This is a genomic window from Piscibacillus sp. B03 (genome assembly GCF_052246295.1).
In the GTDB taxonomy this organism is placed as follows: domain Bacteria; phylum Bacillota; class Bacilli; order Bacillales; family Alkalibacillaceae; genus Piscibacillus.
The window spans coordinates 128,142-152,547 of sequence record NZ_JBQQCO010000003.1 but is presented as its reverse complement, the minus strand read 5'-3'; the positions used below and the strand labels follow the sequence as shown (position 1 = coordinate 152,547).

Sequence of the window (24,406 nt, the reverse complement as noted above, 5' to 3'; positions counted from 1 at the left end):
AATAGCATGTCGTAATTTAAGAAAATGTACCTACTATTTTTGTGATATATTGTGATTGAAACATACATAAGGAGGAATTCTAATGAGAAAGTTAGCTATTATTCTAGTATCTTTGTCTTTACTAGTCCCTTCATTTAGTGGCTTAACAGCTGCAGAGGAAGATTTAGTAGAGGTGCAGTTACTAGGTTTAAACGATTGGCATGGTCAAATTGATTATGAAGATTATTTTGCAGACTTTGATGGAGATGGGGAGAATGACCCGGCTGGTCGCGCAGATTATCTAGCAGCATATCTAAAAGAACGTGAAGCAACTAATCCAGAGAATACTTTACTAGTCCATGCAGGTGACATGATTGGTGGAAGCCCACTAATTGCAGCTTCTTTCCAAGATGAACCAGTAGTTGAAATTATGGAAGCAATGGGAATGGATGTAGGTACATTAGGTAATCACGAGTTTGACGAAGGCGTTGATGAGCTTCTTCGTATGATTCATGGTGGCGATCATCCAGATGGTACAGAAGGTTACGATGGCATGAACTTCCCAGTAGTAGCAGCAAACGTTCAGTATAAAGATACTAAAGAACTATTAGTAGATCCATATGTTATTGAAGAAGTAGGCGGACAAAAAATAGCCTTCATCGGTGTAGCAACAACTGAAACGCCTAGCATGGTAATAAAAGAAGGAAACGAAAATGTTGAATTTACAGATGAAGCGGAAGCTATCAATAAATACGTTCCTGAAATCAAAGAACAAGGCGTTCGTTCTATTGTTGTGTTAGCACATAACCCTGGTTACCAGGATGGTGATGTTATAACAGGCGATGCAGCTGACATTGCAGAAAATGTAGACGATGAAGTGGATATTATTTTCGCTGGTCACAACCATGTTGAGAATAATGGTATAGTAGATGGTAAATTAATTGTACAAGCTTATGCTTATGGGACAGCATTTTCAGATGTTGATATTAAAATTGATCCAGCAACTGGTGACATTGTAGACAAAACAGCTGAAATCGTAACAGTGGCTCAACATGGCATGGAGCCAGATCCAGAGGTAGGTGCGATTTTAGAAAAATATGAAACATTAGTAGATGAAATTAAAAATGAAGTAATTGGTGAAGCAGCAATGCCACTTGAAGGTGGATATGCTGAGCGTGGTGAACAAGGTGACAACGCTTTAGGTAATTTAATTGCGGATGGTATGAAATGGGCAATGGATGCTGACATGGCCATGATGAACGGCGGAGGAATCCGTGCTGATATTAATGAAGGCCCAATTACGTACGGTGAAGTTTTCACAGTCCAACCGTTTGGAAATACACTAGTGAAAGCAGAGTTAACGGGTGAATCTATTATTCAAGTATTAAATAATCAGTTAAGTGAACCATATGGACCTGACTATAGTGTTGCAGGATTTAATTACACTTGGAATTTTGATGCGATGGAAGTGATTGAGGTTTATCTTCCTGACGGCACTGAAATCGACCCAAATGAAGTGTACACAGTTGTTGTAAACAATTATATGTTTGGTGATGACGATAGTGGAATTGAAGATCTAGCTATAAGTTCAGAAGTCGGACCAACAGACTTAGATGCAACGGTTGATTACATTAAATCTTTTGATGAACCAATTGAATATTATGCTGAGGGTCGTATTCAAGAGGTCGAATTAGTAACACCACTTACAGGTAACCCAAATGCATCTGAAAAAGCAAAAGAAAGACTTAAAGAATTAGCTAAAGAAGGTAAGTTCAAAAATAAAAATAATTAATGAAAACTGCTGGCCAAATTGGTCAGCAGTTTTTTACAATTTAATTCCTATTAATTTGAAAAACTTAACAAATATAAATAGTTTAAAAGCTTGATCTAATTGGGCTCACAGGCATTAAAATATATTTAAGGAAATTTTGTAAATATTTTGTCGAATTACTTTAAATTTTTCTAAAGAGTGGTATAGTATAAAATATAAATATCGTTATATTTTATATATAGCGATATCTAAAATTTAGTAGCGGGGGCACCTACATGGGTCAAGAGATTAATGTCCAACACTTTTTAAAAGAACAAAGTAGAATTATAGAGATGTTAGCGGCAGATCACCTGCCCCTATGTAAAATATTAGAGAGATTAACTGAGACGATAGCAGTGGTTTTTCCAGATGTTCGTGCAACAATCACTGAATATAATGGGAAACTACATAGTCTGGAGAACCCTATAGGCCCTAGGTTTCCGAGGGCTTACTTAGAAAATATGGACGGCTTAATGGTTGGACCTAACTCAGGCTCTTGTGGGACTTCCGCATACATAAATAAGTTAGTGGCAGTTGAAAATGCCAAAAAAGATCCTCTTTGGGAACAATATCATGATCTTGCTGAAAAGTATGATATTAAAGGTTGTTGGTCTCTACCTATTGTTTCAGCAAATGAAGAGTTATTTGGAACATTAGCCTTTTACCCAAATGAGTATCGTAAACCAACTGAAGAAGAGATTCAAATTGCTGAGCAGTTCAGTCAGTTGGCAGCAGTCATCATCAATAAAAAGCAATCTGAAGAAGCATTACAACTAGCAAACCGTGTAATTGAAAACAGTCCTGCAGTCATTTTTAGATGGAGTGCTGATCAAGGTTGGCCAATTGACTACGTGTCAAATAACGTAAAGCAGTTTGGTTATACTTCTGATTGGTTTATAAAAGAGCAAATTGACTTTTCAATGATTGTACACCCAAAGGACTTACCACGTATTGAAGCTGAGGTAAATGATTACTTAAGTCGTGGTGTAAATAAATATAAACAAGAGTATAGGCTGATTACAGCTGATGGACAAATTCGTTGGATTGACGATCGGACGACAGTAACAAGGAATGAAGACGGTGAAATTTCATATATAGAAGGTGTGCTAATAGATATCACGGACCGTAAAGAGGCTGAACAAAAAGTATTCTATCTTGCAAATAACGATCCGTTGACAGGAATTCCGAACCGTCGATATTTTAAGCAAAAGTTAGAGAAAGAGTTAGTAAGAATTAAAGATTCTAAAGAGAAAATAGCTGTGTTATATGTTGATTGTGATAATTTCAAAAAAATAAATGACGATTTAGGTCATGATGCTGGTGATGATTTTCTTTTACATCTGGCAAAGCGATTAAGGAATTGCTTAAGAAAAGAAGATACAATTGCAAGAATTGGTGGGGATGAATTTAATGTTCTGCTTACCAATGTTGAAGATGAAGATGATGTTTTAAAGGTTGCGGAGCGATTAGATCGCGCTTCATCAAAACCATGGGAAATTAGTGGGAAGATATATCATGTGACACTAAGTATTGGTGTGGCAATCGCTCCAGATGACGGTGAAGATGTGGATGATTTAATAAGGAAAGCTGACCGAGCATTATATAAAGCAAAAGAGTCAGGCAAGAACCGCTTAATGTGGTACGTTTCTAAAATGAGTATATAAAATGCTGCTGTTTTTCGGCAGCATTTTTATTATATCGAAAGGTGGAATTTTATGACGGTCGTTGGGATCATTAGGCATGGAATCACGGATTGGAATTTGGCAAAGAGAGCGCAAGGTAGTTCTGATATTCCTTTAAATGATACAGGGATTCATGATGCGGAGAAGCTTGCTGATCGGTTAAAAGATGAAGAATGGGATATAGTCTATTCTAGTGATTTGAAAAGGGCACATAAGACAGCTGAAATTATTGCAACAAAGCTGGAAATTCCAGTTATTACTGACGAGCGCATACGTGAAGCCTATGGTGGTCAAATAGAAGGAACAACTAAGGCTGAGCGTGTTGAACGATGGGGAGAAAAGTGGTTTGAAGAAGATTTAGGTATTGAGAGTAATGAGAGTGTTTTGAGTCGGGGATTAGACTTTTTAAATGATATGATAGAACAGCATCCAAAAGACAAAATTTTGGTAGTGTCTCATGGTTCATTTATAAGACAATTAGTGGATAAAATCTATGGCAGCGAGAAAAAGCAACGATTTGATAATACTTCTCTAACAATACTACGCCACAAAGGTGACGATTGGGATGTTGAGCTAATCAATTGCACAAAACATCTTTAAGATTGTGTAACATCATACCCCGAAATAAATATTTGTGTTAGAATAAGGAAAAAGTCGGAATAATAAGATTTTTGGGGGATTATGATGAAAGTTGCGGCTAAAATCAGTTTTGTATTAGGAGTTGCTGCCATTTTAATTGGGGTTGGTTTGCTATTAGTTGACTTCCCTAGTACAAATGGCTTACAAGAAACATTGAGTTATACCCTGTTTGAATCAGGTGCTAGAGGATTTTGGGTGATAGGATTAATTGGTTTAGTCATTGGTTACGCGTTACATAAAAAATTAAAGAAGCGTAATCGAATATTCTATTAAAAAAACCTTCCATAGAGCGAGTTAGCTCGAATGGAAGGTTTTTGGTTATCTAACGAACGACTTATGTAATTGTTGCAATTATAACAAAAAATCCCTCGAAAAATTTTCGAGGGATAATCTTATTATCTATGAGGAGGGCCAGGAACTTTAACGGATTCTACAATGGTGCGTGTGAATGGGTAACCTTTTTCTGTCACACCTTCGATATCGATGGTGACATTATAAGTGGTGTTCGGTTGATTTAAGTGAATGTTACGTGTATGGTTCTTTTTATTCGAGAATGTCATTTTGTTATTTGGGTTATTAGATTCCGTAATTGTGTATGTTGTTTGGTTTATGTGACTCTTACCTTGCATGTTGTACGTAATGTTTAAGTCCCCATTACGCTTCACTGTTTTATTTAAGTTGAATTTATGCTCTGTACGGTAATCATTCATTAGTAAATATGAATCTGGTTTGTTGGAATTAACTTTTAAAGTCCATTCACCAGGGGGTGGATTCTTCAAGCTAGTCATATGACTTTTGGCATTTTTGAAAACTCCATGGTCTATCGTAGTAGATTTGAAAAATGTTTCATACTCATTACCGTTTGGGTCGATTAGTTTCATAGATTGTGGTTGCTGAGAAGTCATTAGGTTGATACTGAGCTCAGAAACACCATCCTCTACAGACATCTTAATTTCATCTTGGCCCTCACTTAGCTCTCCACCGTGATACCATTTATTCGATTGTAATTTGTTGTTTTTCTTACCTTTGGATTGTTTGTTGGTACTAAAGGTTTGCTGGTCAGATAAGTAATTTTCAAAGACAGAGAAAGTGGTGCCTGTTCTGATGGAGGAGTGATCCCAATCACCAACGGCTACTTCTGTTCCGCCGGGTAAGCGACTGCTGTCAACGGTCACAACACCGTCATTAGACCCGTACTGTGATAAGTACATGCCGCCATACCAGGTGGATGAAAAAGCCGAGCCCCATGAGGTACCAGCTAATGTGTAATAATCATTATAATAAGCAAGTGGTTGCGGGTCTGTTTGGTTACGGAAATCTTCCATTTCTGCCATCTGCATCGAGTAGGTGCCATCGCCTTTAGCTCCGATTAAATCAGCCAACCAGCTAGCCCATGAGCTGTAAGCAAGATCAGCTAACTGCGAACCATGGTGCGGACTTGATAGCGTAATGACGTTATCGACAAGTTGGTGGGAACCATAGTATGTCAGTGCTGTTTGAGAGTCAACGCCGCCTTTGCTATGTGCGACAATCGTGATTGGCTTTCCGTTAAAATGGTTGGAGATTTCAGTGATTTTTTCTGCTAGTAGTTGACCGTTATCCCAGGGGTCTTCGTTGTAGCCGCCTGCATCATGTAATTGAAGGAAAGTCGTTTGGTAGCCAGCGTTGTAGGCTGTTTGGTACATGTTATTGTCTTCCCACCACACTTGGGCTGTACTGTTAAGCCCATGGACGAAGAGTAGAATGGGTTTGCTTGGATCGAGGTTTGTAGGCGTAGAACCAATGTACCATTCACCAGGAGTTTCTTCATTCCCATTACTTGCTTTCCCCATGATGGTAAATCCATTATTTTCTTGCTGTACAAGTTTTGGCGTATCAGGCTGAGGTTGCGCATAGATGGAAACGCTTCCAAAAATAAAGAAGATTAATAGAGTTAATACAGAAAATTTTTTATACATAATGACCTCCTAAATATTAGTTACTCTAATTATCTATGATTTGAACTAGTAATTATTAGAGGCAAATGATGTGTTTTTTAGGTGGGTCAAAAGTACTTGTCTAAATTTGGAGAAATTTTTATAATTTATTTGAAACACTCATTGGAGGAAGGTGTAATGATTGATCTGTAAGGACCACGATGAACCTATAAAACTATGGAAGTTAGAATCACTCGTAGGACGCGCTCGAAATGGTTTGCAGGTTTTTCCCGAGATAGAAGAGTCACTCCGGATTGTTAGCATTGGCGACAGAGGCGAGCGGTCTCTTGATTATTACATTGTTTTAATCGAAAGTCCTGACTTGCTGTGTTTCCATGACCTGCGTCTTCCTAGAGGTGATTACTTCTTTCAAATTGATACCACGCTATTGACCCCGAGATTCATACTCTTAGTTGAGGTCAAGAACTTGTCTGGAGATATTTATTTTGATCTCGAAACGAAGCAGATAATTCGAGTGCTTAACGGTATCTCCGAAAAATTCCCCAATCCTGTACTTCAAGTTTTACAACAAAAGCATCAACTCGAGCAATTCTTAAAAGCGCACCGCTTTCCCGATATCCCAATTTATACGTTAGTCGTTTTTGCCACCCGAAAAGGAATCCTTCACATCAAGCCTAACGATACATTCCACTTAGGAAACGTCATCAACATCCAAGAATTTATATTTAAATACCAAAAAATTAATAACGCGAACACTCAACCATTATGGAACGATTCGCATTTACAAGCAGTTCAAGAATTACTACTACGCGAACACACTCCAGTACAAGTAGATGTCATGAAACAGTTTGGATTAACGCTAAACGACCTCAAGAAAGGTGTTCGATGTCCTGTTTGTAAACGACTGGGGATGGAACGAAAGCATGCATCTTGGATGTGTCAGTGCTCTGCAACCAGCAAGGACGCCCATTTGTCAGGACTCCGGGATTACGCACTACTAGTTGATGAGTGGATTACGAATAAGGAGGCAAGGGACTTTTTAAGGATTGAAAATAGGGAGGTTTCTAAGTATTTATTAGGTCAACTAAATGTTCCAAAGGCAGGAGTGGGGAAAGGGATGAAATATCAAATAGGGAAATTAATAAATTCCCCATATATTTAAAAATTTCCCCATAAAATTAGATTTTTCCCTATAAAATGAAATTTTCCCCCATAAATTAAAATTTTTCCCTATATATCAGAAAAATTCCCCATAAAACAAAGCGGGACCTCAATCAGAAGTCCCGCAACCATTTATAAAACATATTCAGCTAATACGGATTGTACCTTGTAGATGTTAAGTTGCTTGTTAAATGTCTTCTCGAGTGGTGTTGAGCTGCCGGAGATCCAGATTTTAAGTTCAGCGTCTAAATCGAAGGTGCCAGCTGTTTCAATAGAGAAGTGGGTAATGCTTTTGTAAGGGATGGAGTGGTATTCCGTCTTCTTACCTGTCATCCCTTGTTTGTCGATTAAGATTAGTCGTTTATTTGTAAAAACAAATAAATCCCGAATCAATTTATAAGCATGTTCGACTTGCTCGCTTGGTGCCAGCAATTCGGTAAGTTCATCCTGTACCTTATGGGTGTCCATCTCAGAAGCGTTACCCATCATGCCGTCAAATAGTCCCATTGGCCATACCTCCTATTGGTTATTACTTACATTTTAAAGAACTGTTATAATAGAGTCAAAAAGAAGGACCACAGGAGGTAGCTATGGACGTACGTGTTGAAAAAAGGGACAAGGTTACCCTGATTGGAATAGAGATTAAAACATACGGCATTATGAAAAAGAGTGAACCGAATTCAATCCCAGGTCTTTGGGAGGAATTTAATCAATCTACGGAACGCATTCCTAACGTCAAGAATCAGCATGAAGGATATGGGTTGATTGAGTTTCCAAAAGGTTGGCAGCTAGGGAACCGTTTCCTTTATACAGCTGGAGTAGTGGTAACGAGTGTGGATGATGTACCAGAAGGAATGGTCGTGAAGGAAATTCCAGAGCAGGAGTACGCGATTGTTCGTTACCAAGGTGAAATAAAAGAGATCGGAAAAGGGTTTAATTATTTTTATAATGAATGGTTACCTCAATCTGACTACCAGAAATCAGGTGCCTTTGAGTATGAGTATTATGGTGAAGGTTTTAAAGGAGACAGTCCTGAATCAGTATTGGAAGTACATTTTCCAGTGACAAAAAAATAAACCGCCCAAAATAGGCGGTTATGATAAAACGGGCACTTGTATTTCGGACAGGTGCTCTTTTTCATCATGACTAATGTAGTGGTCGATAATTGCGCGTTCAATTGCATCACCTGCGACCTTAAAGCCTTCATCTTAAATAAACTGTAATAACAAGTGAAATTCGTCGTCTGGTTGAATCGGCTTAATTAGAATGAAGTTTGATAATTCGAGCGTTTTTGTTTATAGTAAAACCACAATAAGAGACACAGAGGAGTACAGGATATGTTAGAAAAACAAGCGCCGTATTACGTGCAGTTTTATCATATGATTAAACAAATGATTTTCGATGGAAAGTATCAACCAGGTGATCGCATTAATGAAACTCAGTTAGCTCGTGAACATCAGGTGAGTAAAAGTCCAATACGTGAAGCCATTCGTATTTTAGAAAAAGAAGGATTGCTAGTCGTAGAAAAATCTAAAGTCGTCGTCTATGAGCCTAATATAAAGGATGTTAAAGAAGTCTATTTTTGTAGACAAGCGCTTGAATCATTTGCGGTTCGCTTAACGACCGAGATTGCATCAGATAGCGAGTTACAAAAAATAGAAGATGTTTTAGATCAAACGGAATCGGCTCTAAATGAAGGGGCCGAATCAAAATCAATCATTACCTTAAATGAACAGTTTCATAGTTTAATTTTAGAGTTTACGAAAAACTCAAGACTACAAAAGCAGGTAGAAGACTTAAACAGTTTGGTTCACTATTTTAGAATTTTAAATTTCACGGGTGCTAACCGTGCGCATGATATTCTAGATCAGCATCGAGGGATATTTAGTTATATGAAGAAGCGGAAGGCCGATCAAGCTGCGGATGAGATGATGAAGCATCTTGATTTAGATGTAAAGCATTTACTTGAAGTATTGGAGTAGTCTCACGGTTGGCTATAGCTTACGGTGGGACCGATTTCCCTATAATTTTAAAATTTTCCCCATATATTAAAAAAATTCCCCATAAATCAGATTCTTTCCCCATAAAAATCGAAAAATTCCCCATAAAACAATATTTTTCCCCATAAATATAGTGGTAACGAGTCTCAAATGAGTAATTGCTATATGTCAGAAAATAATGTATATTTGAATTAACTAGTAATCAGTCGACTGTCGACTCAAATAGGAGGAATCATTATGAAAAAGCTTAAAATTGCATCGATCCCAGGTGATGGAGTAGGGAAGGAAGTTGTTCCTGCAGCGATTGATGTCCTACATACAGTTGCAGATATGCATGGTGGATTAAAGTTTGATTTTGAGGAATTCCCATATAGCTGTGAGTATTACTTAGAGCATGGGGAGATGATGTCAGAGGATGGAATGCAACGGCTCTCAGACTTTGATTCTATTTTCCTTGGTGCGGTAGGGAATGAAAACCTTGTCCCAGACCATATTTCGCTATGGGGACTTCTCATTAAAATTCGTCGTGAGTTTGAACAAACAATAAATGTTCGTCCAGCCAAACAGTTGCCAGGGATTCAGTCACCATTAGTGAACCCGAATGACTTTGACATTATGGTCGTCCGTGAAAATAGTGAGGGTGAGTACAGTTCAGTCGGTGGGCGAATTTACCGCGGTGAAGATGAGATTGCGATCCAAAACAACGTATTTTCTAGAAAGGCGACTGAACGTGCTATGCGTTTTGCGTTTGACCTAGCTTCGAAACGTCGTAAGCATGTAACGAGTGCTACGAAGTCAAATGGTATCGTCTTCTCCATGCCATTTTGGGATGAAGTATTTAAAGATGTTTCAAAAGATTATTCAGATGTTAAAACTGATAAGCAACACATTGATGCGTTGTCAGCATTTTTTGTGACGAACCCTAGTCGATTTGATGTTGTAGTAGCAAGTAATTTATTCGGAGATATTTTATCAGATGTTGGAGCGGGAATTATGGGTAGTATTGGAGTCGCGCCAGCAGGAAATATTAATGTGAATGGTAAATACCCATCCATGTTTGAACCTGTCCATGGTTCAGCACCTGATATTATTGGAAAAGGGGTTGCCAATCCAATCGGTCAAATTTGGACAGCTAAAATGTTGTTAGATCATCATGGTGAGGAAGAAATTGGACAAGTATTATTAGATGTTATTGAAGAGACGACAAATGACCGCATTGTGACTCCTGATTTAGGTGGTCAACATTCAACTACAGATGTGACGCAGGAAATTATTAAACGCCTTAGAGCTAAGGCTTAGGAGTGTCAATAATGAAAGTCATCATCGCAATGGATTCGTTTAAAGGAAGTATATCTTCAATAGAAGGTAGTCAAGCAGTATCAGATGGTATTCGTGAGATTAATCATCATGCAACGATTGTCACTCTGCCACTTGCTGATGGTGGGGAAGGGACGGTTGACGCTATTGTGCATGCCACGTCTGGTAAAATTGTTGAAACAAAGGTTACGGGACCGCTCCATGAACATGTTCGTGCTAAGTATGGTCTTACTGGTGATGGTAAAACAGCCGTCATTGAAGTAGCAGAGACGTGTGGATTACCTCTTGTGCCTGATGAGAACAGAAACCCGCTTAAAACTACGAGCTATGGTGTCGGTGAATTAATTTTAGACGCCGTTGAAAAAGGTTGCCGACATTTCGTGGTCGGCCTCGGTGGTAGTGCGACAAATGATGCAGGGGTTGGAATGTTGCAAGCATTAGGGGTGAAATTTTTAAACCAACAAGGTGATGAGGTAGGATTAGGTGGCCACGTTTTAAATGAAATAGAAGGTATCAACTTATCTGAAGTAGATTCTAGAATTCATGAGTGTGTATTTCGAGTTGCTTGTGATGTCAATAATCCTTTATACGGTGAAAAGGGTGCTGCTTATATCTTCGGCCCACAAAAAGGGGCAACGGATGAGATGGTTGTTGAATTAGACCGTGGATTAAGACATTTTTCTGATGTTGTGGAAAAAGAGCTCGGAATCGATTTGCATTCTAAACCAGGCTCTGGTGCAGCAGGTGGATTAGGTGCTGCATTTTCTGGGTTCCTTGGGGGGACATTAGAGTCAGGAATAGGTTTAGTATTAGATTTAATAAAAATGGAAAAGTATTTAGACGGAAGCGATTTAGTCATCACAGGGGAAGGAATGCTTGATGGTCAAACATCAATGGGAAAAGCACCTGTTGGAGTTGCTAATTTGGCGAAAAAATATGACGTTCCAGTCGTCGCTTTAGCTGGTGCCATTAAGCAAGAAAAGTTTCAGTTAAATGACCAAGGAATTGCCTGCTTCTCAATCATACAATCACCATTGTCTTTAGAAGATGCGATGGAGAGAGAACGGACATACCAAAATTTGAAGTTCACCGCACGACAAGTCGCTCATTTGGTTTTGCAAGTTAAAAAATTTAAGTAAAAAACCGTACTACGATATTTTAGTCGTAGTACGGTCTTTTATCTATTTAGGTTTTATATTGAAACTATTTACCTTTATTATTCTTCTGTAAAACTTTTAATCCCTGTCCCATGTCAGAGGCCAGTACGTAGTTTCGATCCACAAAAACTCCCCATACATTTCCTTGATCTGGAGTGTATTGTCCAATTTGAACTGGATTGCTAGCATCGGAAATATCTACTGCATATACACCACCAGCATAATGTGATAGGTAAAGCGTATTACCACGTACTTTCGGGTCATGTACTGTATTAGCGAACGTGACACCATCTTCAACATTATCGACTAAATCAGTTTTGAACTCGCTTAGAAGTTCAGGGTTTGATTTATCTTTTATGTCAAAGATTCTAGTATAACCATAAGCCTCTTCATAACCTTCACGAACAGGTACATATACCTCTCGAGTTTCAATTAACACGTTGCCACCTTTTGCTAGAGTTGCAGAGTGCGCAGAACCTTGTTGATCAGAGGCGAAGTCAGTTCGACCTAAGTACTCAGGGTTTTCAGGGTCACTTATATCAAATAAAATCGTCCCTAAATCCCACATGGAGACATAAGCATATTTACCAGTGTTATCGGCTATGACACTATGAGAAAAAACTGGGCGAGTCTTACCGTCTGGCGATTCCCAGTGATAGCCATTAAAGTCATCCGAAACCTCTGGCAAGTCACGAGGGTCGAATTGCCATGTTGTCTCTGGGTTAGTTGGATCCGTTACATCTACAATTTGAAAATCTTTCTCTTCCCCATGGCTGTAATAGTCAGCATAAGGGTTAGCAGTTAATACTAGCGCTTTATTTCCCTGTTGAGTTAAATAAAGCTCATGTGTTCCGTTTGTATTGTCGTACACTTCCCAGAAACCTAATTTTTCAGGGTTATACGGATCAGTAACATCATATAGTAAGAAACCGCCCGATGTATCTGCGTTTCTATTAAGCTGCTGAACACTCACAACCGCCAAGTCTCCACTAAAATGCGGTGTGTTAATTGATTTTACAATCACTTTTTCATGCCAAGTGCCAGGTACGTCATCATGAGCGAAGACGGCAACTTCTTCCGGGTTCTCCGGATCTTGTAGGTCGAAAACGCGTACACCACCATTTCCGCCATTAGCAGTGTGGGTTCCTAAGTAGGCGAATCCTTTGTGAGCGTAAACATCTGCAGTATTGTTTTGAATCCCTTCATAGATTTCCTTTGTTTGTACAGCTGCAGTTTCAGATAGGAAATTCAGGTTTTTAGACCCATCCTCTAATGGTTCACCTAATTGTTCAAGTTGCTCAGGTGTAAAAACTGTTCGTTCACCTTTTTCTGCTCCGCTATCATCCAGATCATCATGAGCCAAAGTGGTTGGAGCAAACGATGAAAAGGCTAGTACACTTGATAACGTCGTCGCTAGTAATAATTTTTTCTTATTCAACTAGCATTCCTCCTTTTAAATTATTAGAAGATTCTTATAAAGAGTATAATCAAGGAGAAATAGTATGGTAAATAGGGATAGTGGATTAATATTTCGACACACTAACTTTTATGGTAAAAATAACCTATACTTGTAAATGAAGTTGTGCCGGGCTATGTTTAATTTTTATAGTAGAATAGACAGATAGAATAGACTCCTACTTCATCACTATATCGAGATAAAGTTTTAATGTAATAAGAGTTTTTAGTTTCTCTTTAACTCTTTTTTTATGTAAAATTGCCTTGTAGTTAATGAAAAAAGGAATGATCAAACATGAAACGTATACATAGTGATATTGTTCAATTTAGAGGTTCGCATTATGATTTTGGATATAAACTGGGTAAGAATTTAAGAGATTCACTTGTTGTAAGTAATCGTCAAAAAGGTTGGAAGTTGAAGCGTCCTAGGTTTGAAATAGATGTTGATGAGGCTAGAGTTCAATTTCAACGTTACGCACCATCCATCTGGTCAGAGATGGAAGGACTGCGAGATGGATTGCAGTTACCGATGGAAGAGGTTCTACGAGATTTTGGTGGCTACCGAGTAGAGCCTGACAAAAGTGGGTGCTCGATTTACACGACAGAGCGCTTTATGGTTCGTAATTATGATTTTCACCCGTTCACATATGATGGTATGTTCTGTCTTTATCAACCAACAGATGAAGGTTACGCGGTTATTGGGCCGACTTCAAGAATAACGGGACGAATGGATGGCATGAATGAAAAAGGACTCGTGATGGGATACAATTTCACCCATCGTAGAAAGACAGCAGATGGATTTGTCTGTTATATGGTAGGACGAATGATTCTTGAAACGTGTGCAACGGTGGAAGAGGCAATCGAGCTAGTCAAGTCTGTTCCTCATCGTGGGGCATTTAGTTATAATGTTTTAGATAGACACGGGAAGACCTTTGTGATTGAAGCGGGGCCGAGAGCGGTTGAAGTTCGAGAAGCAAATGTTTGCACAAATCATTTCGAAATTTTAACTGAAGAAAACCGTCGCTACTTAAAAGACTCCTTAGAACGCAAGCATGTAATCGAAGACAATCGCAATCAATTAATAGAACCTGAAGCGGCTTTTCAATTTTTCAATGACTCGGAAGCAGGTGTATTTGCAGATAAGTATAAAAGCTGGGCAGGAACGATTCATACGTCACTTTACTTACCTAACGAAATGGAAGTTTGGTTCACTCTTGGTGGAGACCGTGACCCTGTTGTATTCGATGCGAAAAAATGGTTCACGGGTGAAGACATTCCTTTACAGCGCATGTACGGTGATGTTGATACAGATCTAGGTTTTGCGAATATGGACGCAAAATTACGTACATGAGGTATAAATTCTTCAAATTTGCATATAATATGATAACTATGAGTGTTCGGTCACTCTTTTATAGTCAAGCATAGTTGAGGCCCTTAATAAAGGGGGGCAACTCGCTTCTAACACGTAACCACCTTATAAAAAAGAAAAGGTGGTTACTTTTTTATGCAGATAGTCGTGTATTTGAATAAAATTTAATCTTCTTTTTATAATCTACATATAAAAAACAACTAAGAATAAGTAATCCACTAACCATCAAGAGTGAAACGGACCATAAGGGGAATTGGATTGCTTGAAATACAACAACTAAAACAGTTAAGATAGGTGCTATTATGTAGTAACTTGTTGCTTGATAAAACCAGCCATAAGGGTAAAAGTGTGCGCCCGTAATCGCAGCATATACCATCATCATAATAGTAGGCTCTTGAACAAAAGCCCAAAACACTAGTGGAAAGTAGATTAGTTGTGCTAAATTTAGAATTAACCCTAAAGTACTTAATGGGTTATCATCCATTTTCCAATCGGCTTTAATCAATTCAGAAAACAATAACGCTAAAGGAAACATTGCACCTGATGCAAAGAATAAAGAAATATTTTGAGTGAAGATATCCAAATCTAATAAAAATATAATAGTTATAACAATCCAAATGATAGAGCCCGCTAACAAGAAACCAATGCCATTTTTACCTTTAATAGAAAGGTCAAATCTTAACTCATTTATAGACACTTTAAGTCCTCCATTTATATTAGCTCTTCTATTTTAAACCTGTTAAAAGATTCATCTGTCAGTCGTTCAAGTTCATTAAATAATTCGGAATCAAACTTTTTAAAATTAAAACATGATTTACCTTGCATTCTAGCTTTTAAAGATGGTGAGATTGATTCTAAGAGGTCGAGGAACATGTAGACAGGCATTAAGTAGTAACTAACGTAATTTTTCTTAACGGATACAGAGCCGAAAAAGTAGGGTTTGTTATTTCTTGGAAAGATTTTATTGGAATCTAGATAGTATAATTGATTTTGGTCGGTCGTAACGACTAATTCTTGTTCGTATTTCTTTAAATAAGGTTTAAGCTGATTAAAAATCTCTTGAAAATCGGTTTGACTCATTCAACTTACCTCCTTTTTCTAAAAGTATAACGGAATTTAAAGGAAATAGGTAGGTAGAGTTAGAAAAGATATAAGGAGAAAGGAGTGTTTCGTTTGAATAAAACCATTAGTGATGTAAATCCGATCTTATATGATGTTGATAGTGTGTTAGAAACGGAGCGTTTGTTTTTGCGTGCACCAAAGCCAGGAGATGGCGTGGAGGTGAATTCTGCCGTTCGTTATTCAATTCTAGAGTTGAGGGAATGGTTAGATTTTGCTCAGACCACACCAGAGGTTGAGGATACTGAAATTTATCTTCGTGAAGCTATTGCTCAATTTTTTAGAAAAGAAAGGTTCCAGTACTTAATTTTTGAGAAGGATTCAGAAGTATTAGTAGGGTCGGTTAGTTTTGAAAATGTTAATTGGACGATTCCGAAGGCTCAAATTGGTTACTGGGTCAATACTCGCTATTCTGGTAAAGGGTTTATGTCTGAAGCCGTTGAGAAGCTTACTCATTATGGTCTTGAAGAGCTGGGTTTTAGAAGAATTGAGATTACTTGCGATTCAAAGAACACCAAATCACGAAACATTCCTGAGCGTCTGGGTTATGAATTGGAAGGCATTCTTAAAAATGAAGACCGTAACCCTGACGGTACAGAACTAAGAGATACATGTGTATATGCCAAAACTATTTAGAATATCTAAAAGCCGAGGTGGATTCCTCGGTTTTTTACATGATGACATTATCTATAATAATATGAATAATTAAAGCCGCTGTAACGAGTCGCAGTAATGGCTTGACTTGGTGAGGCTTGAGTTTTCCTGCAATTCTTACGCCCATTTGTGATCCAGTTAAGGAACCAATCATAAGTGCGAACGTAAGTGGCCACAGGATCTGCCCTGTTGAAATATAGCTGATGGCCGCCCCAAAGCAGCTGGAAAATGTGGCGATTCGCATTAATCCAACTGCTCGATAATAGGCAATGTTTAGATATGAGAATAAATAAAGCATCAAAGTGCCTTGGCCTGGGCCAAACATGCCATCATATATTCCGATCCCGTATAATAATGGCGTGCCTTTTTTCGTTAATTGGAAGGATTGGTTACCCGTGAAGTTCGATTTACCAATGAATGAAAAAATAAATGCTAATACGAGTAGTACTAGAGCCAATTGATACATTCTGTCAGGGGATAGGGAAGCGGCTACAAGTCCCCCAGTTACACCACCCGCAAGACTAACGGGAATGATTTTTATTCCTTCTTTGATGGTAACGCCTTTTTGTCTATAAACGAGTAAAAATCCTTGTAATGAACTGACCGTATTAGAAACTTTGTTAGCACCGATCGCGGAATGAACGGGTACGCCAAGTGCTAGCATAGCTGGTAAGCTGATTAAACCACCACCTCCAGCAAGTGTGCCGAGAGTAGTTGCGATGACACCAACAAAAAATATTAATACAAATTCCAAGTCTTCATCCCCTCTAACATGATAAAAATCCGCCACGGCGGATTTTTTAAAGTATAATTTATACAAAAAAATTTAGTTTTTTATTATGGTAATTTTTGTCTAGCGCAATGCGTCCAATCACTGCGTGGTTAAACAGGCGCTTGCGCTTTTCTTATTGACCATATTCCATTAAGTCTTCTTCCATTAGTAATATAATTCGTCGTTCGTATTCTTCTAACGACTCATTCTCTAATTGTGGGTTCTGTTCTTTATAATAGGCAAATAATTTTTCTTGAACGAGGTTTTGTTTTAAACGCTCATACTCCCATTCATATAAGTATTCGTCTTCTGTTAAATCTAGTGCTTTGCTAATTTTTACGAAAAATGGGTGTGATTGTTCGCCTTTTTCAATATAGTGTAATTGAGTTTCAATGTATTCATCTATTTCGTCTTCAGTAACTTCAATGTCGTGTTCAATCTTTGCCCATTCTATAATAGCTTCATTGTTATGCTTATATTCCATTGCTTGACTCACTAGTTGAATGCCTTCAAGCTCCTCATTTTTAATCACAGCAGACTGAATATGCGTGTGAATGATCCAATTCTTAACATTAGGGTCTTCAATCTCAACTTTTTCTTGATTGATTGTAAGATGATCATGTTGAGATTTAATTTCCTCATAGTTTAACAGTGCTTGTTGAATTAACGCATCAATATTTTGTGTGACACGAGGAACTTCTTGTTCATCTTGTACAGCGGTGACGTCCTCTTCAGAAGAAAAAAAGAACTGATAGCCTCCCCATAAAACGAAACTTCCAATGAGTCCTACTATGAACCATTTTTTCATTAATCTCGCCACCTAAAGTTATATTCAACTTAAAGGTAACACATTTTGGAAAAAATATCGAGACTAGTTACGTAGGCTTTAGACTTATTTTAATTTAGTTGATTCAATCAAACGTTTGATTGAATTTAAATCTTTCTGCTGTAAAAGGTTGATAATTTTACTACCAACGATGACGCCATCAGCTATGTTACTCATCTGTTTAACGTGCTCGGGTGTTGAAATACCAAAGCCGGCTAACACAGGTACGTTGCTCGCATTTTTAAGTTGCTCGAAATGTTCTTTTAATTCTATTGCAAATTGCGACCTAGCACCAGTAATCCCGTTTACTGTAATAGCGTATGTAAACCCTTGTGATGCTTGAGCTAACTGCTGAATTCGTTCTGTGGAACTGGTCAGAGACACTAGTTGAATGAGCGCAATATTGGCTTTAGCTAGTTGGTCTGAAATTAGTGACTGTTGTTCATAAGGTAAATCGGGAATAATTAACCCGTCTACGCCTGCTTCCTTTGCATCTTGAACAAAATAATCAATTCCATATTTAAAAATTGGATTGATGTAGGTCATGAAAATAATAGGGACATTAATTTGATGACGTTCTTGTTTTAACAAATCAATAACAGACTTTAGTGTGACATCCTCTTCAAGTGCACGTATGCCTGCTTCTTGAATCGTTGGGCCATCAGCAACTGGGTCAGAAAACGGAATACCTAATTCAATCGCTGTTGCACCTGATTCACTTAAAAATTTTAACCTAGGAATTAATTGATCGAGACCACCGTCACCTGCCATGACGTAGGGAACAAAAACCTTATCTCCTTGGTCTAATGTGTCGTTTAAAGCTGATTCAAGGTGATCACGACCGTTAGTGATTATGTTAGACATAAGATAACCTCCTGTTTTTTACTTATTTAACGCCTGTTTCACTGATTCGACATCTTTATCACCGCGTCCAGATAAACAAATAACAAGCGTTTCATCCTCTGACATGCCCTGAGCAAGTTTAATCGCCTGAGCAACAGCGTGAGAACTTTCTAAAGCTGGGATAATACCTTCTGTTCTTGAAAGCAGTTGAAAAGCTTCTAAAGCTTCCTTATCGGTAATGGAGGAATATTCAACGCGTTCAATGTCTTTAAGGTGGCTGTGCTCTGGGCCAACTCCAGGATAATCAAGGCCAGCAGAAATCGAGTGAGCCTCTTGGATCTGACCAGCTTCATCTTGAAGAAGATACATCATCGACCCATGTAAAATTCCAACAGAGCCTTTGGTTAAGGTTGCGGCATGACGGTCCGTATCAACACCACTTCCGGCTGCTTCAACCCCATATAGTTTTACGTCTTCATCTTCAATAAACGGGTAAAACATGCCCATCGCATTGCTTCCGCCTCCCACACAGGCCACAATGGCATCAGGTAACGATTGTTCTTTTTCTAACATTTGAGCTTTGGTCTCTTGGCCGATGACGCTTTGAAAATCACGCACCATTTTCGGGAAAGGATGCGGGCCAAGGACGGAACCCATAATGTAATGCGTGTCTTCCACGTTTGTCACCCAATACCTTAACGCTTCGTTAACTGCGTCCTTCAGTGTCGCACTGCCTTGTTCAACACTCTCAACACGTGCGCCAAGCAGTTCCATTCTAAAGACATTCAGCTTCTGGCGACGAATGTCTTCAGCTCCCATGAAGATGACACAGTCCAAGTTGAGGAGAGCACAAACAGTGGCAGTTGCAACACCATGTTGACCTGCACCCGTTTCAGCGACGACTTTTTTCTTACCCATTCGTTCGGCGAGAAGTGCTTGCCCGATGGTATTATTGATTTTGTGTGCCCCTGTGTGATTTAAGTCTTCACGTTTTAGATAAATTTTCGCACCGCCGAGTTTTTCGGTTAGATTTTTCGCGAAATAAAGTGGGTTGTCGCGCCCTACGTAATCCTTCAGTAAGTCGTTTAGTTGTTCGTGAAACTCAGGGTCACGGATTGCTTCCTCATAAGCTTCATTTAATTCTGTAACAGCCCCCATTAACGTCTCTGGGATGTAAGTACCACCGTACGGCCCATAATGTCCATTTATTGGTTGTGCGTATGACATGTTGATCGCTCCTTTACTTTTTGTATAAAGCGTTGAATTTTTTCAGAGTCTTTCGTTCCGTTGGTTTCAACACCACTAGATACATCGACCATAGCAGGATTTGTTTGGATTATTGCGTCCTCGATGTTCGTTTCGTTTAAGCCGCCTGCTAGAATAAGCTTTTTGCGGTCGATGCTGGCACGCTTTAAATGTCGCCAGTCAAACGTCGTGCCATTTCCACCCTGATAAGGCCCCGTTGCGCTATCTAGTAAAAAGTAGCTGGCTTGACGGTAAGACTCTAAAACTTCTAAATCCTGCTCCGTCTTGACTCGTAATGCTTTAATATAAGGGAGGGAGAGGCGTTCGCAAAATTGAGGCGACTCACTCCCGTGTAATTGAACGTAATCGAGGCCAACTTGATGGAACGTATTCTCTAGTTCAACCTCGCTAGCATTTACGAAAACACCGATTTTTTTAATGTGCTTCGGCAGTTGCTCTGCGATCCGCGCAGCTTCTTCTACTGAGACTTGCCGCTTACTCTCTGCAAAAACGAATCCTATCGTGTCAGCTCCTGATTTTGCTGCAGCTAAGGCATGCTCCAGAGTTTTTATGCCGCAGATTTTGACCTGAGTCATTCGTGTGACCTCCTTTTCCAAGTTTTTTCTAGTAAATCTTCAGTTTTGTCTAGTAAAGCAGTAGATTTGTCTAGTAAAACACAAAGTTTTCTAGTAAACAGCCAAATTGTCTAGTAAAAAAGCTACGTCCGAGCAAGTTCAACTTGCAGATCCTTCAGTGACTCCAATACGTTCTCGCTTTGCATTAGAGATTCACCGACTAAGATTCCATGAGCACCAGCTTGAGCCACGCGCTTAGCGTCATCTCGTGTCATTATGCCACTTTCACTAATGATAACTGTGTTTGGATCCGTTACCTTTCTAGCCAACTTCTCAGTCACAGCTAGATCAACTTCGAACGTCTTTAAATCACGGTTATTAATGCCAATGATGTTAGCCCCAACTTCAAATGCCATGTCTAGTTCAACTTCGTTATGGACTTCGAACAACACCTCAAGGCCTAATCTACACGCATAATGGTAAAGTTCTTTTAACCGATCAAGGTCAAGTGCCGCTGCGATTAGTAAAATCACTTTTGCGCCAGCTTGACGTGCGCGGTCAATCTGAATCTCATCAATTATGAAATCTTTGTTTAAGATTGGAAGGTTAACCGTCTCCCTGACACTTGATAAATCCTCTACCGATCCTTTGAAAAACGGGGCATCCGTTAATACTGATATTGCTGATGCACCACCGAGTTCATAAAGTTTCGCCTGCTCATTCGGCTCCATTCCAACATTGATGTCGCCCTTAGAAGGTGAGGCACGTTTGATTTCTGAGATTACGGATAATGTGTTAATGTTAAGAAAGTTTTTGTAAAGTGATGCCCCGTGTTTAACTGTCTCAACATCGTAATTCAAACCAATTTGCTTAAGTTGACGAACTTCTTCACGTTTTTTATCTAAAATTTTATCTAAAATAGTCATGAAGACATCGCCTCCTTTCGAGATTGGCTGAACTCAACAAGGTAATTAAGCTTATCGAGTGCACGGCCAGACTCAATACTTTCTCTAGCGCGCTCAACTCCGTCCTTGATGGTCGATGCAATGCCACATGAATATAATCCGAGTCCTGCATTTAGTAGAACCGTGTCTAAATAAGCACCAGGTTCACCTGTAAGGACTTTTAACAAAATTTCTGCGTTCTCTTTAGCGTCTCCACCACGAATGGCTTCATTAGGGTAAGTGTTGAGCCCGACTTCTTCTGGCTTTAGCGTAAACGGAATGAGTTCTCCTTGATCAAGTAATACGAGATGGTTTTCACCAGCAAGTGAAGCCTCATCCATATAACCTGCTCCGTTGATCACGATACTGCGCGAGCGTCCTAATTGATTTAGAACAGCAGCCATCTTCATTAACATGTCACGACGGTATACGCCTAGAAATTGTGTGTCTAATTCAACCGGATTTGTTAAAGGTCCAATAAAATTAAAGATTGTTGGAACCCCAAGGTCTTGACGCACCTTCATAATCCGTTTGAGTCTTGGGTGAACGTATGGTGCGAATAAAAACGCAATGCCATTTGACTCAAGCAGGTCTTCAACTTCCTCACTTGTAAAATCAAGAGCGATTCCAAGTTGTTCTAAAACATCCGCACTACCTGTTTTACTTGAAACACTACGATTACCGTGCTTCGCAATTCTAGCTCCAGCTCCAGCTAATACAAATGCGGATGTCGTACTGATATTAAAGCTACTAGAACCATCGCCACCTGTACCACAATTGTCCATGACGTTTGTGGCCTTAGGGTGGACCGTCATCGCGTTTTCTCGTAAAACTTCAACAATGGCGGCTATTTCATCTGCTGATTCACCTCTAACACGTAAAGCAGTTAAAACAGATGCAATTTCACTATCGGATGTATCGTAATTAAATAGTGCTTGAGCGACTTGCCTCATTTCATCTTTCATTAATTGTTTTCCGTTAGTTAGCTTCATTAACAATTCTTTCATTGTCTTGCTCCTTTCGTAACGTTGATATAAATTGGTTTAACATTCTTTTGCCTTCAGACGTACCGATGGATTCTGGGTGGAACTGCAAGCCATAAACTGGATAATCACGGTGTTTCATAGCCATTAGCTCTCCGTCATCCATGGCGGTCGCGACCTTTTTCATCACTGGAGGTAGGGTCGCAGTGTCAAGCACTAGAGAGTGGTATCTCATAACCTTTATTGGCTGTGGTAAATATTGAAAAAGACCAGCACCATTATGGCGAACAAGTGAGGTTTTACCATGTTTAACGTGTAGAGCTCTTTTTACGTTAGCTCCAAATGCAACTCCAATCGCTTGGTGGCCTAAACAAATACCAAGAATAGGGATGGTTTTATAAAATGCTTGAACCATTGATACGCAAATCCCCGCATTCTCAGGTCTTCCAGGTCCAGGTGAGATGATGATTGCATCAGGTGATAGGTTTCTAACCTCTTCAAGGGTAATCTCATCATTACGCTTAACAACGACGTTGACACCTAACTCACTAACGTATTGAAACAAGTTATAGGTAAACGAATCATAGTTATCAATGAGCAAAATCATCTAATTCACCTCCAGTAGTGCTCGTGCTTTATTAAGAGTTTCTTCAAATTCATTGCTAGGTATGGAATCATGAACCACTCCAGCACCCGCTTGAACATGCGCTTGTTTATCTTTAATTACCATCGTACGAATAGCTAAGGCGAAATCTAGATTACCGTTGACCGATATATATCCGACGGCACCTGAGTAAACACCCCGCTTGACGTTCTCTAATTGGTTTAAGATTTGCATCGCTTTAATCTTTGGAGCTCCACTCACGGTTCCCGCTGGAAGACACGCCTTCAAGGCTTGAAGCGATGTTTGGTCACTTGCTAGTTGTCCAGATACTTCTGAGACGATGTGCATTACATAACGGTACCGTTCAATGACCATATACTTGGTGAGCTCAATCGTGCCAGGCTGGCAAATTCGTCCTAAATCATTTCTACCTAAATCTACGAGCATGTTGTGTTCGGCAATTTCTTTTTCGTCGTTTAAGAGTTCTTTTTCTAACTCGTGATCCTCATTAGCCGTTGCACCGCGTTTTCGGGTACCCGCAATAGGATTGGTTGTAACTGAGCGCCCTTGCACTTTTATTAAACTTTCTGGCGAAGCTCCAAGAACAACGTAATCTTCAAAATCGACGTAAAACATATAAGGTGACGGATTCGTTTTTCTTAGTTTTCGGTAAAAACTAAACGGATCTCCTCTGTAATTGGCTGATAAACGTTGAGACAACACAGCTTGAAAGATATCACCTTCTAAAATACGCTCTTTGATTTGTGAAACCGTCTTTTCGTATTGAGCCTGATCTATATTTGATTGAAAAGGGGAGAGGTGGAATTTTTCCAGGTCCTGTTCATCGCCTTGTGTAACTTGTTGTTCCAACTCATCCAACGTTTTGGTTAAGTCCAAATCTTCACCAGTAATCCAACGATCCATCGCCACTAGATATATCTTTTGAAATAAATGGTCGTAAACAACCACCTTCTCATAAAACATCAGGTGAATATCCGGCATATTTAACGGATCTTGAAGCGGTCCTCCAATTGATTCGAATTGTCTAACCGCATCGTAGGCAACATAGCCAACCCCACCCGCTGGAAAGGGAATGTCGATCGGTAGTTCTAGCTCCGTCATTAAGTAAGATTCAATGTCATCTATTGATAATTGTTCGTCGTTAATCTCGTAAAAAGGATCTGAGCCAACGATGGAATAACGTCCTGTCTTTTCGTGTTTTAATGAACTTTCGAGTAAAAATTTCTTTTGGCCATTCAGTTTTAAAAAAATTGATATTGGAGTCAGCGTGTCACCTTCAATGACTCTGTAACTCATTTGGATCATAATCGTTCC

General features: G+C 39.2%; 25 protein-coding genes. 11 read left to right on the top strand and 14 right to left on the bottom strand.

Annotated elements, in window-relative coordinates; all coding sequences use genetic code 11:
- Positions 1–82 precede the first annotated feature (82 nt).
- The 4 genes from ACTWQB_RS03740 (at position 83) to ACTWQB_RS03725 (ending at position 4,383) form a co-directional block, all read left to right on the top strand.
- Positions 83–1,771, top strand: a complete 1,689-nt coding sequence (locus ACTWQB_RS03740; RefSeq protein ID WP_443137838.1) for a bifunctional metallophosphatase/5'-nucleotidase — start codon at positions 83–85, stop codon at positions 1,769–1,771.
- A gap of 254 nt (positions 1,772–2,025) precedes the next feature.
- On the top strand, positions 2,026–3,453 hold the full coding sequence (locus ACTWQB_RS03735; RefSeq protein WP_443137837.1) for a diguanylate cyclase domain-containing protein: 1,428 nt from the start codon (positions 2,026–2,028) through the stop codon (positions 3,451–3,453).
- Positions 3,454–3,504: 51 nt separating this feature from the next.
- The gene (locus tag ACTWQB_RS03730; RefSeq protein ID WP_443137836.1) at positions 3,505–4,071 is read left to right on the top strand and encodes a histidine phosphatase family protein; all 567 of its coding nucleotides are present in this window, start codon (positions 3,505–3,507) and stop codon (positions 4,069–4,071) included.
- 84 nt (positions 4,072–4,155) lie between these two features.
- Positions 4,156–4,383 carry a hypothetical protein gene (locus ACTWQB_RS03725; RefSeq protein ID WP_443137835.1) on the top strand — a complete coding sequence of 76 codons (228 nt, stop codon included), beginning with the start codon at positions 4,156–4,158 and terminating at the stop codon, positions 4,381–4,383.
- Between the two features lie 122 nt (positions 4,384–4,505).
- Here the strand turns inward: ACTWQB_RS03725 and ACTWQB_RS03720 are convergent, their stop codons facing one another.
- Positions 4,506–6,068 carry a lipase family alpha/beta hydrolase gene (locus tag ACTWQB_RS03720; RefSeq protein WP_443137834.1) on the bottom strand — a complete coding sequence of 521 codons (1,563 nt, stop codon included), beginning with the start codon at positions 6,066–6,068 and terminating at the stop codon, positions 4,506–4,508.
- 160 nt (positions 6,069–6,228) lie between these two features.
- On the opposite strand from ACTWQB_RS03720, the gene ACTWQB_RS03715 reads away from it, so the two are divergent.
- On the top strand, positions 6,229–7,209 hold the full coding sequence (locus tag ACTWQB_RS03715; RefSeq protein WP_443137833.1) for a nuclease-related domain-containing protein: 981 nt from the start codon (positions 6,229–6,231) through the stop codon (positions 7,207–7,209).
- 131 nt (positions 7,210–7,340) lie between these two features.
- On the opposite strand, the gene ACTWQB_RS03710 is transcribed toward ACTWQB_RS03715, so the two are convergent.
- Positions 7,341–7,715: a PH domain-containing protein gene (locus ACTWQB_RS03710; protein ID WP_443137832.1), complete on the bottom strand. Its 375-nt coding sequence runs from the start codon at positions 7,713–7,715 to the stop codon at positions 7,341–7,343.
- Positions 7,716–7,798: 83 nt separating this feature from the next.
- Here ACTWQB_RS03710 and ACTWQB_RS03705 point away from each other — a divergent pair, with 83 nt between their 5' ends.
- The 4 genes from ACTWQB_RS03705 to ACTWQB_RS03690 all read left to right on the top strand — a co-directional run bounded on the left by ACTWQB_RS03705 (position 7,799) and on the right by ACTWQB_RS03690 (position 11,664).
- Complete coding sequence (locus tag ACTWQB_RS03705) at positions 7,799–8,284, top strand: GyrI-like domain-containing protein (RefSeq protein ID WP_443137831.1); 486 nt, start codon at positions 7,799–7,801, stop codon at positions 8,282–8,284.
- Positions 8,285–8,545: 261 nt separating this feature from the next.
- Positions 8,546–9,190, top strand: coding sequence for a GntR family transcriptional regulator (locus tag ACTWQB_RS03700; protein WP_443137830.1), 645 nt, complete (start codon positions 8,546–8,548; stop codon positions 9,188–9,190).
- Positions 9,191–9,445: 255 nt separating this feature from the next.
- Positions 9,446–10,507, top strand: coding sequence for a tartrate dehydrogenase (locus tag ACTWQB_RS03695; protein WP_443137829.1), 1,062 nt, complete (start codon positions 9,446–9,448; stop codon positions 10,505–10,507).
- Positions 10,508–10,518: 11 nt separating this feature from the next.
- Positions 10,519–11,664, top strand: a complete 1,146-nt coding sequence (locus ACTWQB_RS03690; RefSeq protein WP_443137828.1) for a glycerate kinase family protein — start codon at positions 10,519–10,521, stop codon at positions 11,662–11,664.
- Between the two features lie 64 nt (positions 11,665–11,728).
- Here ACTWQB_RS03690 and ACTWQB_RS03685 read toward each other — a convergent pair whose 3' ends face one another.
- A complete protein-coding gene (locus ACTWQB_RS03685; protein ID WP_443137827.1) occupies positions 11,729–13,120 on the bottom strand; it encodes an LVIVD repeat-containing protein in 1,392 nt (463 codons plus the stop codon).
- A gap of 312 nt (positions 13,121–13,432) precedes the next feature.
- Between ACTWQB_RS03685 and ACTWQB_RS03680 the strand changes: the two genes are divergently transcribed.
- Positions 13,433–14,488 carry a C45 family autoproteolytic acyltransferase/hydolase gene (locus ACTWQB_RS03680; protein WP_443137826.1) on the top strand — a complete coding sequence of 352 codons (1,056 nt, stop codon included), beginning with the start codon at positions 13,433–13,435 and terminating at the stop codon, positions 14,486–14,488.
- Between the two features lie 151 nt (positions 14,489–14,639).
- On the opposite strand, the gene ACTWQB_RS03675 is transcribed toward ACTWQB_RS03680, so the two are convergent.
- Positions 14,640–15,203 carry a DUF7010 family protein gene (locus tag ACTWQB_RS03675; protein WP_443137825.1) on the bottom strand — a complete coding sequence of 188 codons (564 nt, stop codon included), beginning with the start codon at positions 15,201–15,203 and terminating at the stop codon, positions 14,640–14,642.
- A 14-nt stretch (positions 15,204–15,217) separates the two neighbouring features.
- Entirely contained in the window at positions 15,218–15,586 is a 369-nt protein-coding gene (locus tag ACTWQB_RS03670; RefSeq protein ID WP_443137824.1) for a hypothetical protein, read from the bottom strand.
- Between the two features lie 93 nt (positions 15,587–15,679).
- Here ACTWQB_RS03670 and ACTWQB_RS03665 point away from each other — a divergent pair, with 93 nt between their 5' ends.
- Positions 15,680–16,261 (top strand): GNAT family N-acetyltransferase, encoded by a 582-nt coding sequence (locus ACTWQB_RS03665; protein ID WP_443137823.1) that lies wholly within the window; start codon positions 15,680–15,682, stop codon positions 16,259–16,261.
- Positions 16,262–16,295: 34 nt separating this feature from the next.
- Here ACTWQB_RS03665 and ACTWQB_RS03660 read toward each other — a convergent pair whose 3' ends face one another.
- The 9 genes from ACTWQB_RS03660 to trpE all read right to left on the bottom strand — a co-directional run bounded on the left by ACTWQB_RS03660 (position 16,296) and on the right by trpE (position 24,397).
- On the bottom strand, positions 16,296–17,033 hold the full coding sequence (locus ACTWQB_RS03660) for a sulfite exporter TauE/SafE family protein (RefSeq protein ID WP_443137822.1): 738 nt from the start codon (positions 17,031–17,033) through the stop codon (positions 16,296–16,298).
- Positions 17,034–17,184: 151 nt separating this feature from the next.
- Positions 17,185–17,859 (bottom strand): hypothetical protein, encoded by a 675-nt coding sequence (locus ACTWQB_RS03655; RefSeq protein WP_443137821.1) that lies wholly within the window; start codon positions 17,857–17,859, stop codon positions 17,185–17,187.
- Positions 17,860–17,943: 84 nt separating this feature from the next.
- The gene (gene trpA / locus ACTWQB_RS03650; RefSeq protein ID WP_443137820.1) at positions 17,944–18,741 is read right to left on the bottom strand and encodes a tryptophan synthase subunit alpha; all 798 of its coding nucleotides are present in this window, start codon (positions 18,739–18,741) and stop codon (positions 17,944–17,946) included.
- An 18-nt stretch (positions 18,742–18,759) separates the two neighbouring features.
- The gene (gene trpB / locus ACTWQB_RS03645) at positions 18,760–19,947 is read right to left on the bottom strand and encodes a tryptophan synthase subunit beta (RefSeq protein ID WP_443137819.1); all 1,188 of its coding nucleotides are present in this window, start codon (positions 19,945–19,947) and stop codon (positions 18,760–18,762) included.
- Positions 19,926–20,561 carry a phosphoribosylanthranilate isomerase gene (locus ACTWQB_RS03640; RefSeq protein WP_443137818.1) on the bottom strand — a complete coding sequence of 212 codons (636 nt, stop codon included), beginning with the start codon at positions 20,559–20,561 and terminating at the stop codon, positions 19,926–19,928. Before ACTWQB_RS03640 ends, trpB begins: the two co-directional genes overlap by 22 nt.
- 122 nt (positions 20,562–20,683) lie before the next feature.
- Positions 20,684–21,466: an indole-3-glycerol phosphate synthase TrpC gene (gene trpC, locus ACTWQB_RS03635; RefSeq protein WP_443137817.1), complete on the bottom strand. Its 783-nt coding sequence runs from the start codon at positions 21,464–21,466 to the stop codon at positions 20,684–20,686.
- Positions 21,463–22,491: an anthranilate phosphoribosyltransferase gene (gene trpD / locus ACTWQB_RS03630; protein WP_443137816.1), complete on the bottom strand. Its 1,029-nt coding sequence runs from the start codon at positions 22,489–22,491 to the stop codon at positions 21,463–21,465. Before trpD ends, trpC begins: the two co-directional genes overlap by 4 nt.
- On the bottom strand, positions 22,463–23,074 hold the full coding sequence (locus ACTWQB_RS03625; RefSeq protein ID WP_443137815.1) for an anthranilate synthase component II: 612 nt from the start codon (positions 23,072–23,074) through the stop codon (positions 22,463–22,465). Before ACTWQB_RS03625 ends, trpD begins: the two co-directional genes overlap by 29 nt.
- Complete coding sequence (gene trpE / locus ACTWQB_RS03620) at positions 23,075–24,397, bottom strand: anthranilate synthase component I (protein WP_443137814.1); 1,323 nt, start codon at positions 24,395–24,397, stop codon at positions 23,075–23,077. It lies immediately after the preceding gene.
- Positions 24,398–24,406: the final 9 nt, after the last annotated feature.

Bases quoted from the DNA above. Each gene is read 5' to 3' on its own strand.
- trpD (WP_443137816.1), bottom strand. From the start codon at position 22,491: ATGAAAGAATTGTTAATGAAGCTAACTAACGGAAAACAATTAATGAAA.
- ACTWQB_RS03705 (WP_443137831.1), top strand. From the start codon at position 7,799: ATGGACGTACGTGTTGAAAAAAGGGACAAGGTTACCCTGATTGGAATA.
- ACTWQB_RS03690 (WP_443137828.1), top strand. From the start codon at position 10,519: ATGAAAGTCATCATCGCAATGGATTCGTTTAAAGGAAGTATATCTTCA.
- ACTWQB_RS03670 (WP_443137824.1), bottom strand. From the start codon at position 15,586: ATGAGTCAAACCGATTTTCAAGAGATTTTTAATCAGCTTAAACCTTAT.
- ACTWQB_RS03655 (WP_443137821.1), bottom strand. From the start codon at position 17,859: ATGAAAAAATGGTTCATAGTAGGACTCATTGGAAGTTTCGTTTTATGG.
- ACTWQB_RS03680 (WP_443137826.1), top strand. From the start codon at position 13,433: ATGAAACGTATACATAGTGATATTGTTCAATTTAGAGGTTCGCATTAT.
- trpC (WP_443137817.1), bottom strand. From the start codon at position 21,466: ATGACTATTTTAGATAAAATTTTAGATAAAAAACGTGAAGAAGTTCGT.
- trpE (WP_443137814.1), bottom strand. From the start codon at position 24,397: ATGATCCAAATGAGTTACAGAGTCATTGAAGGTGACACGCTGACTCCA.
- ACTWQB_RS03710 (WP_443137832.1), bottom strand. From the start codon at position 7,715: ATGGGACTATTTGACGGCATGATGGGTAACGCTTCTGAGATGGACACC.
- trpB (WP_443137819.1), bottom strand. From the start codon at position 19,947: ATGTCATACGCACAACCAATAAATGGACATTATGGGCCGTACGGTGGT.
- ACTWQB_RS03625 (WP_443137815.1), bottom strand. From the start codon at position 23,074: ATGATTTTGCTCATTGATAACTATGATTCGTTTACCTATAACTTGTTT.
- ACTWQB_RS03740 (WP_443137838.1), top strand. From the start codon at position 83: ATGAGAAAGTTAGCTATTATTCTAGTATCTTTGTCTTTACTAGTCCCT.
- ACTWQB_RS03725 (WP_443137835.1), top strand. From the start codon at position 4,156: ATGAAAGTTGCGGCTAAAATCAGTTTTGTATTAGGAGTTGCTGCCATT.
- ACTWQB_RS03720 (WP_443137834.1), bottom strand. From the start codon at position 6,068: ATGTATAAAAAATTTTCTGTATTAACTCTATTAATCTTCTTTATTTTT.
- ACTWQB_RS03735 (WP_443137837.1), top strand. From the start codon at position 2,026: ATGGGTCAAGAGATTAATGTCCAACACTTTTTAAAAGAACAAAGTAGA.
- ACTWQB_RS03640 (WP_443137818.1), bottom strand. From the start codon at position 20,561: ATGACTCAGGTCAAAATCTGCGGCATAAAAACTCTGGAGCATGCCTTA.
- trpA (WP_443137820.1), bottom strand. From the start codon at position 18,741: ATGTCTAACATAATCACTAACGGTCGTGATCACCTTGAATCAGCTTTA.
- ACTWQB_RS03700 (WP_443137830.1), top strand. From the start codon at position 8,546: ATGTTAGAAAAACAAGCGCCGTATTACGTGCAGTTTTATCATATGATT.
- ACTWQB_RS03695 (WP_443137829.1), top strand. From the start codon at position 9,446: ATGAAAAAGCTTAAAATTGCATCGATCCCAGGTGATGGAGTAGGGAAG.
- ACTWQB_RS03730 (WP_443137836.1), top strand. From the start codon at position 3,505: ATGACGGTCGTTGGGATCATTAGGCATGGAATCACGGATTGGAATTTG.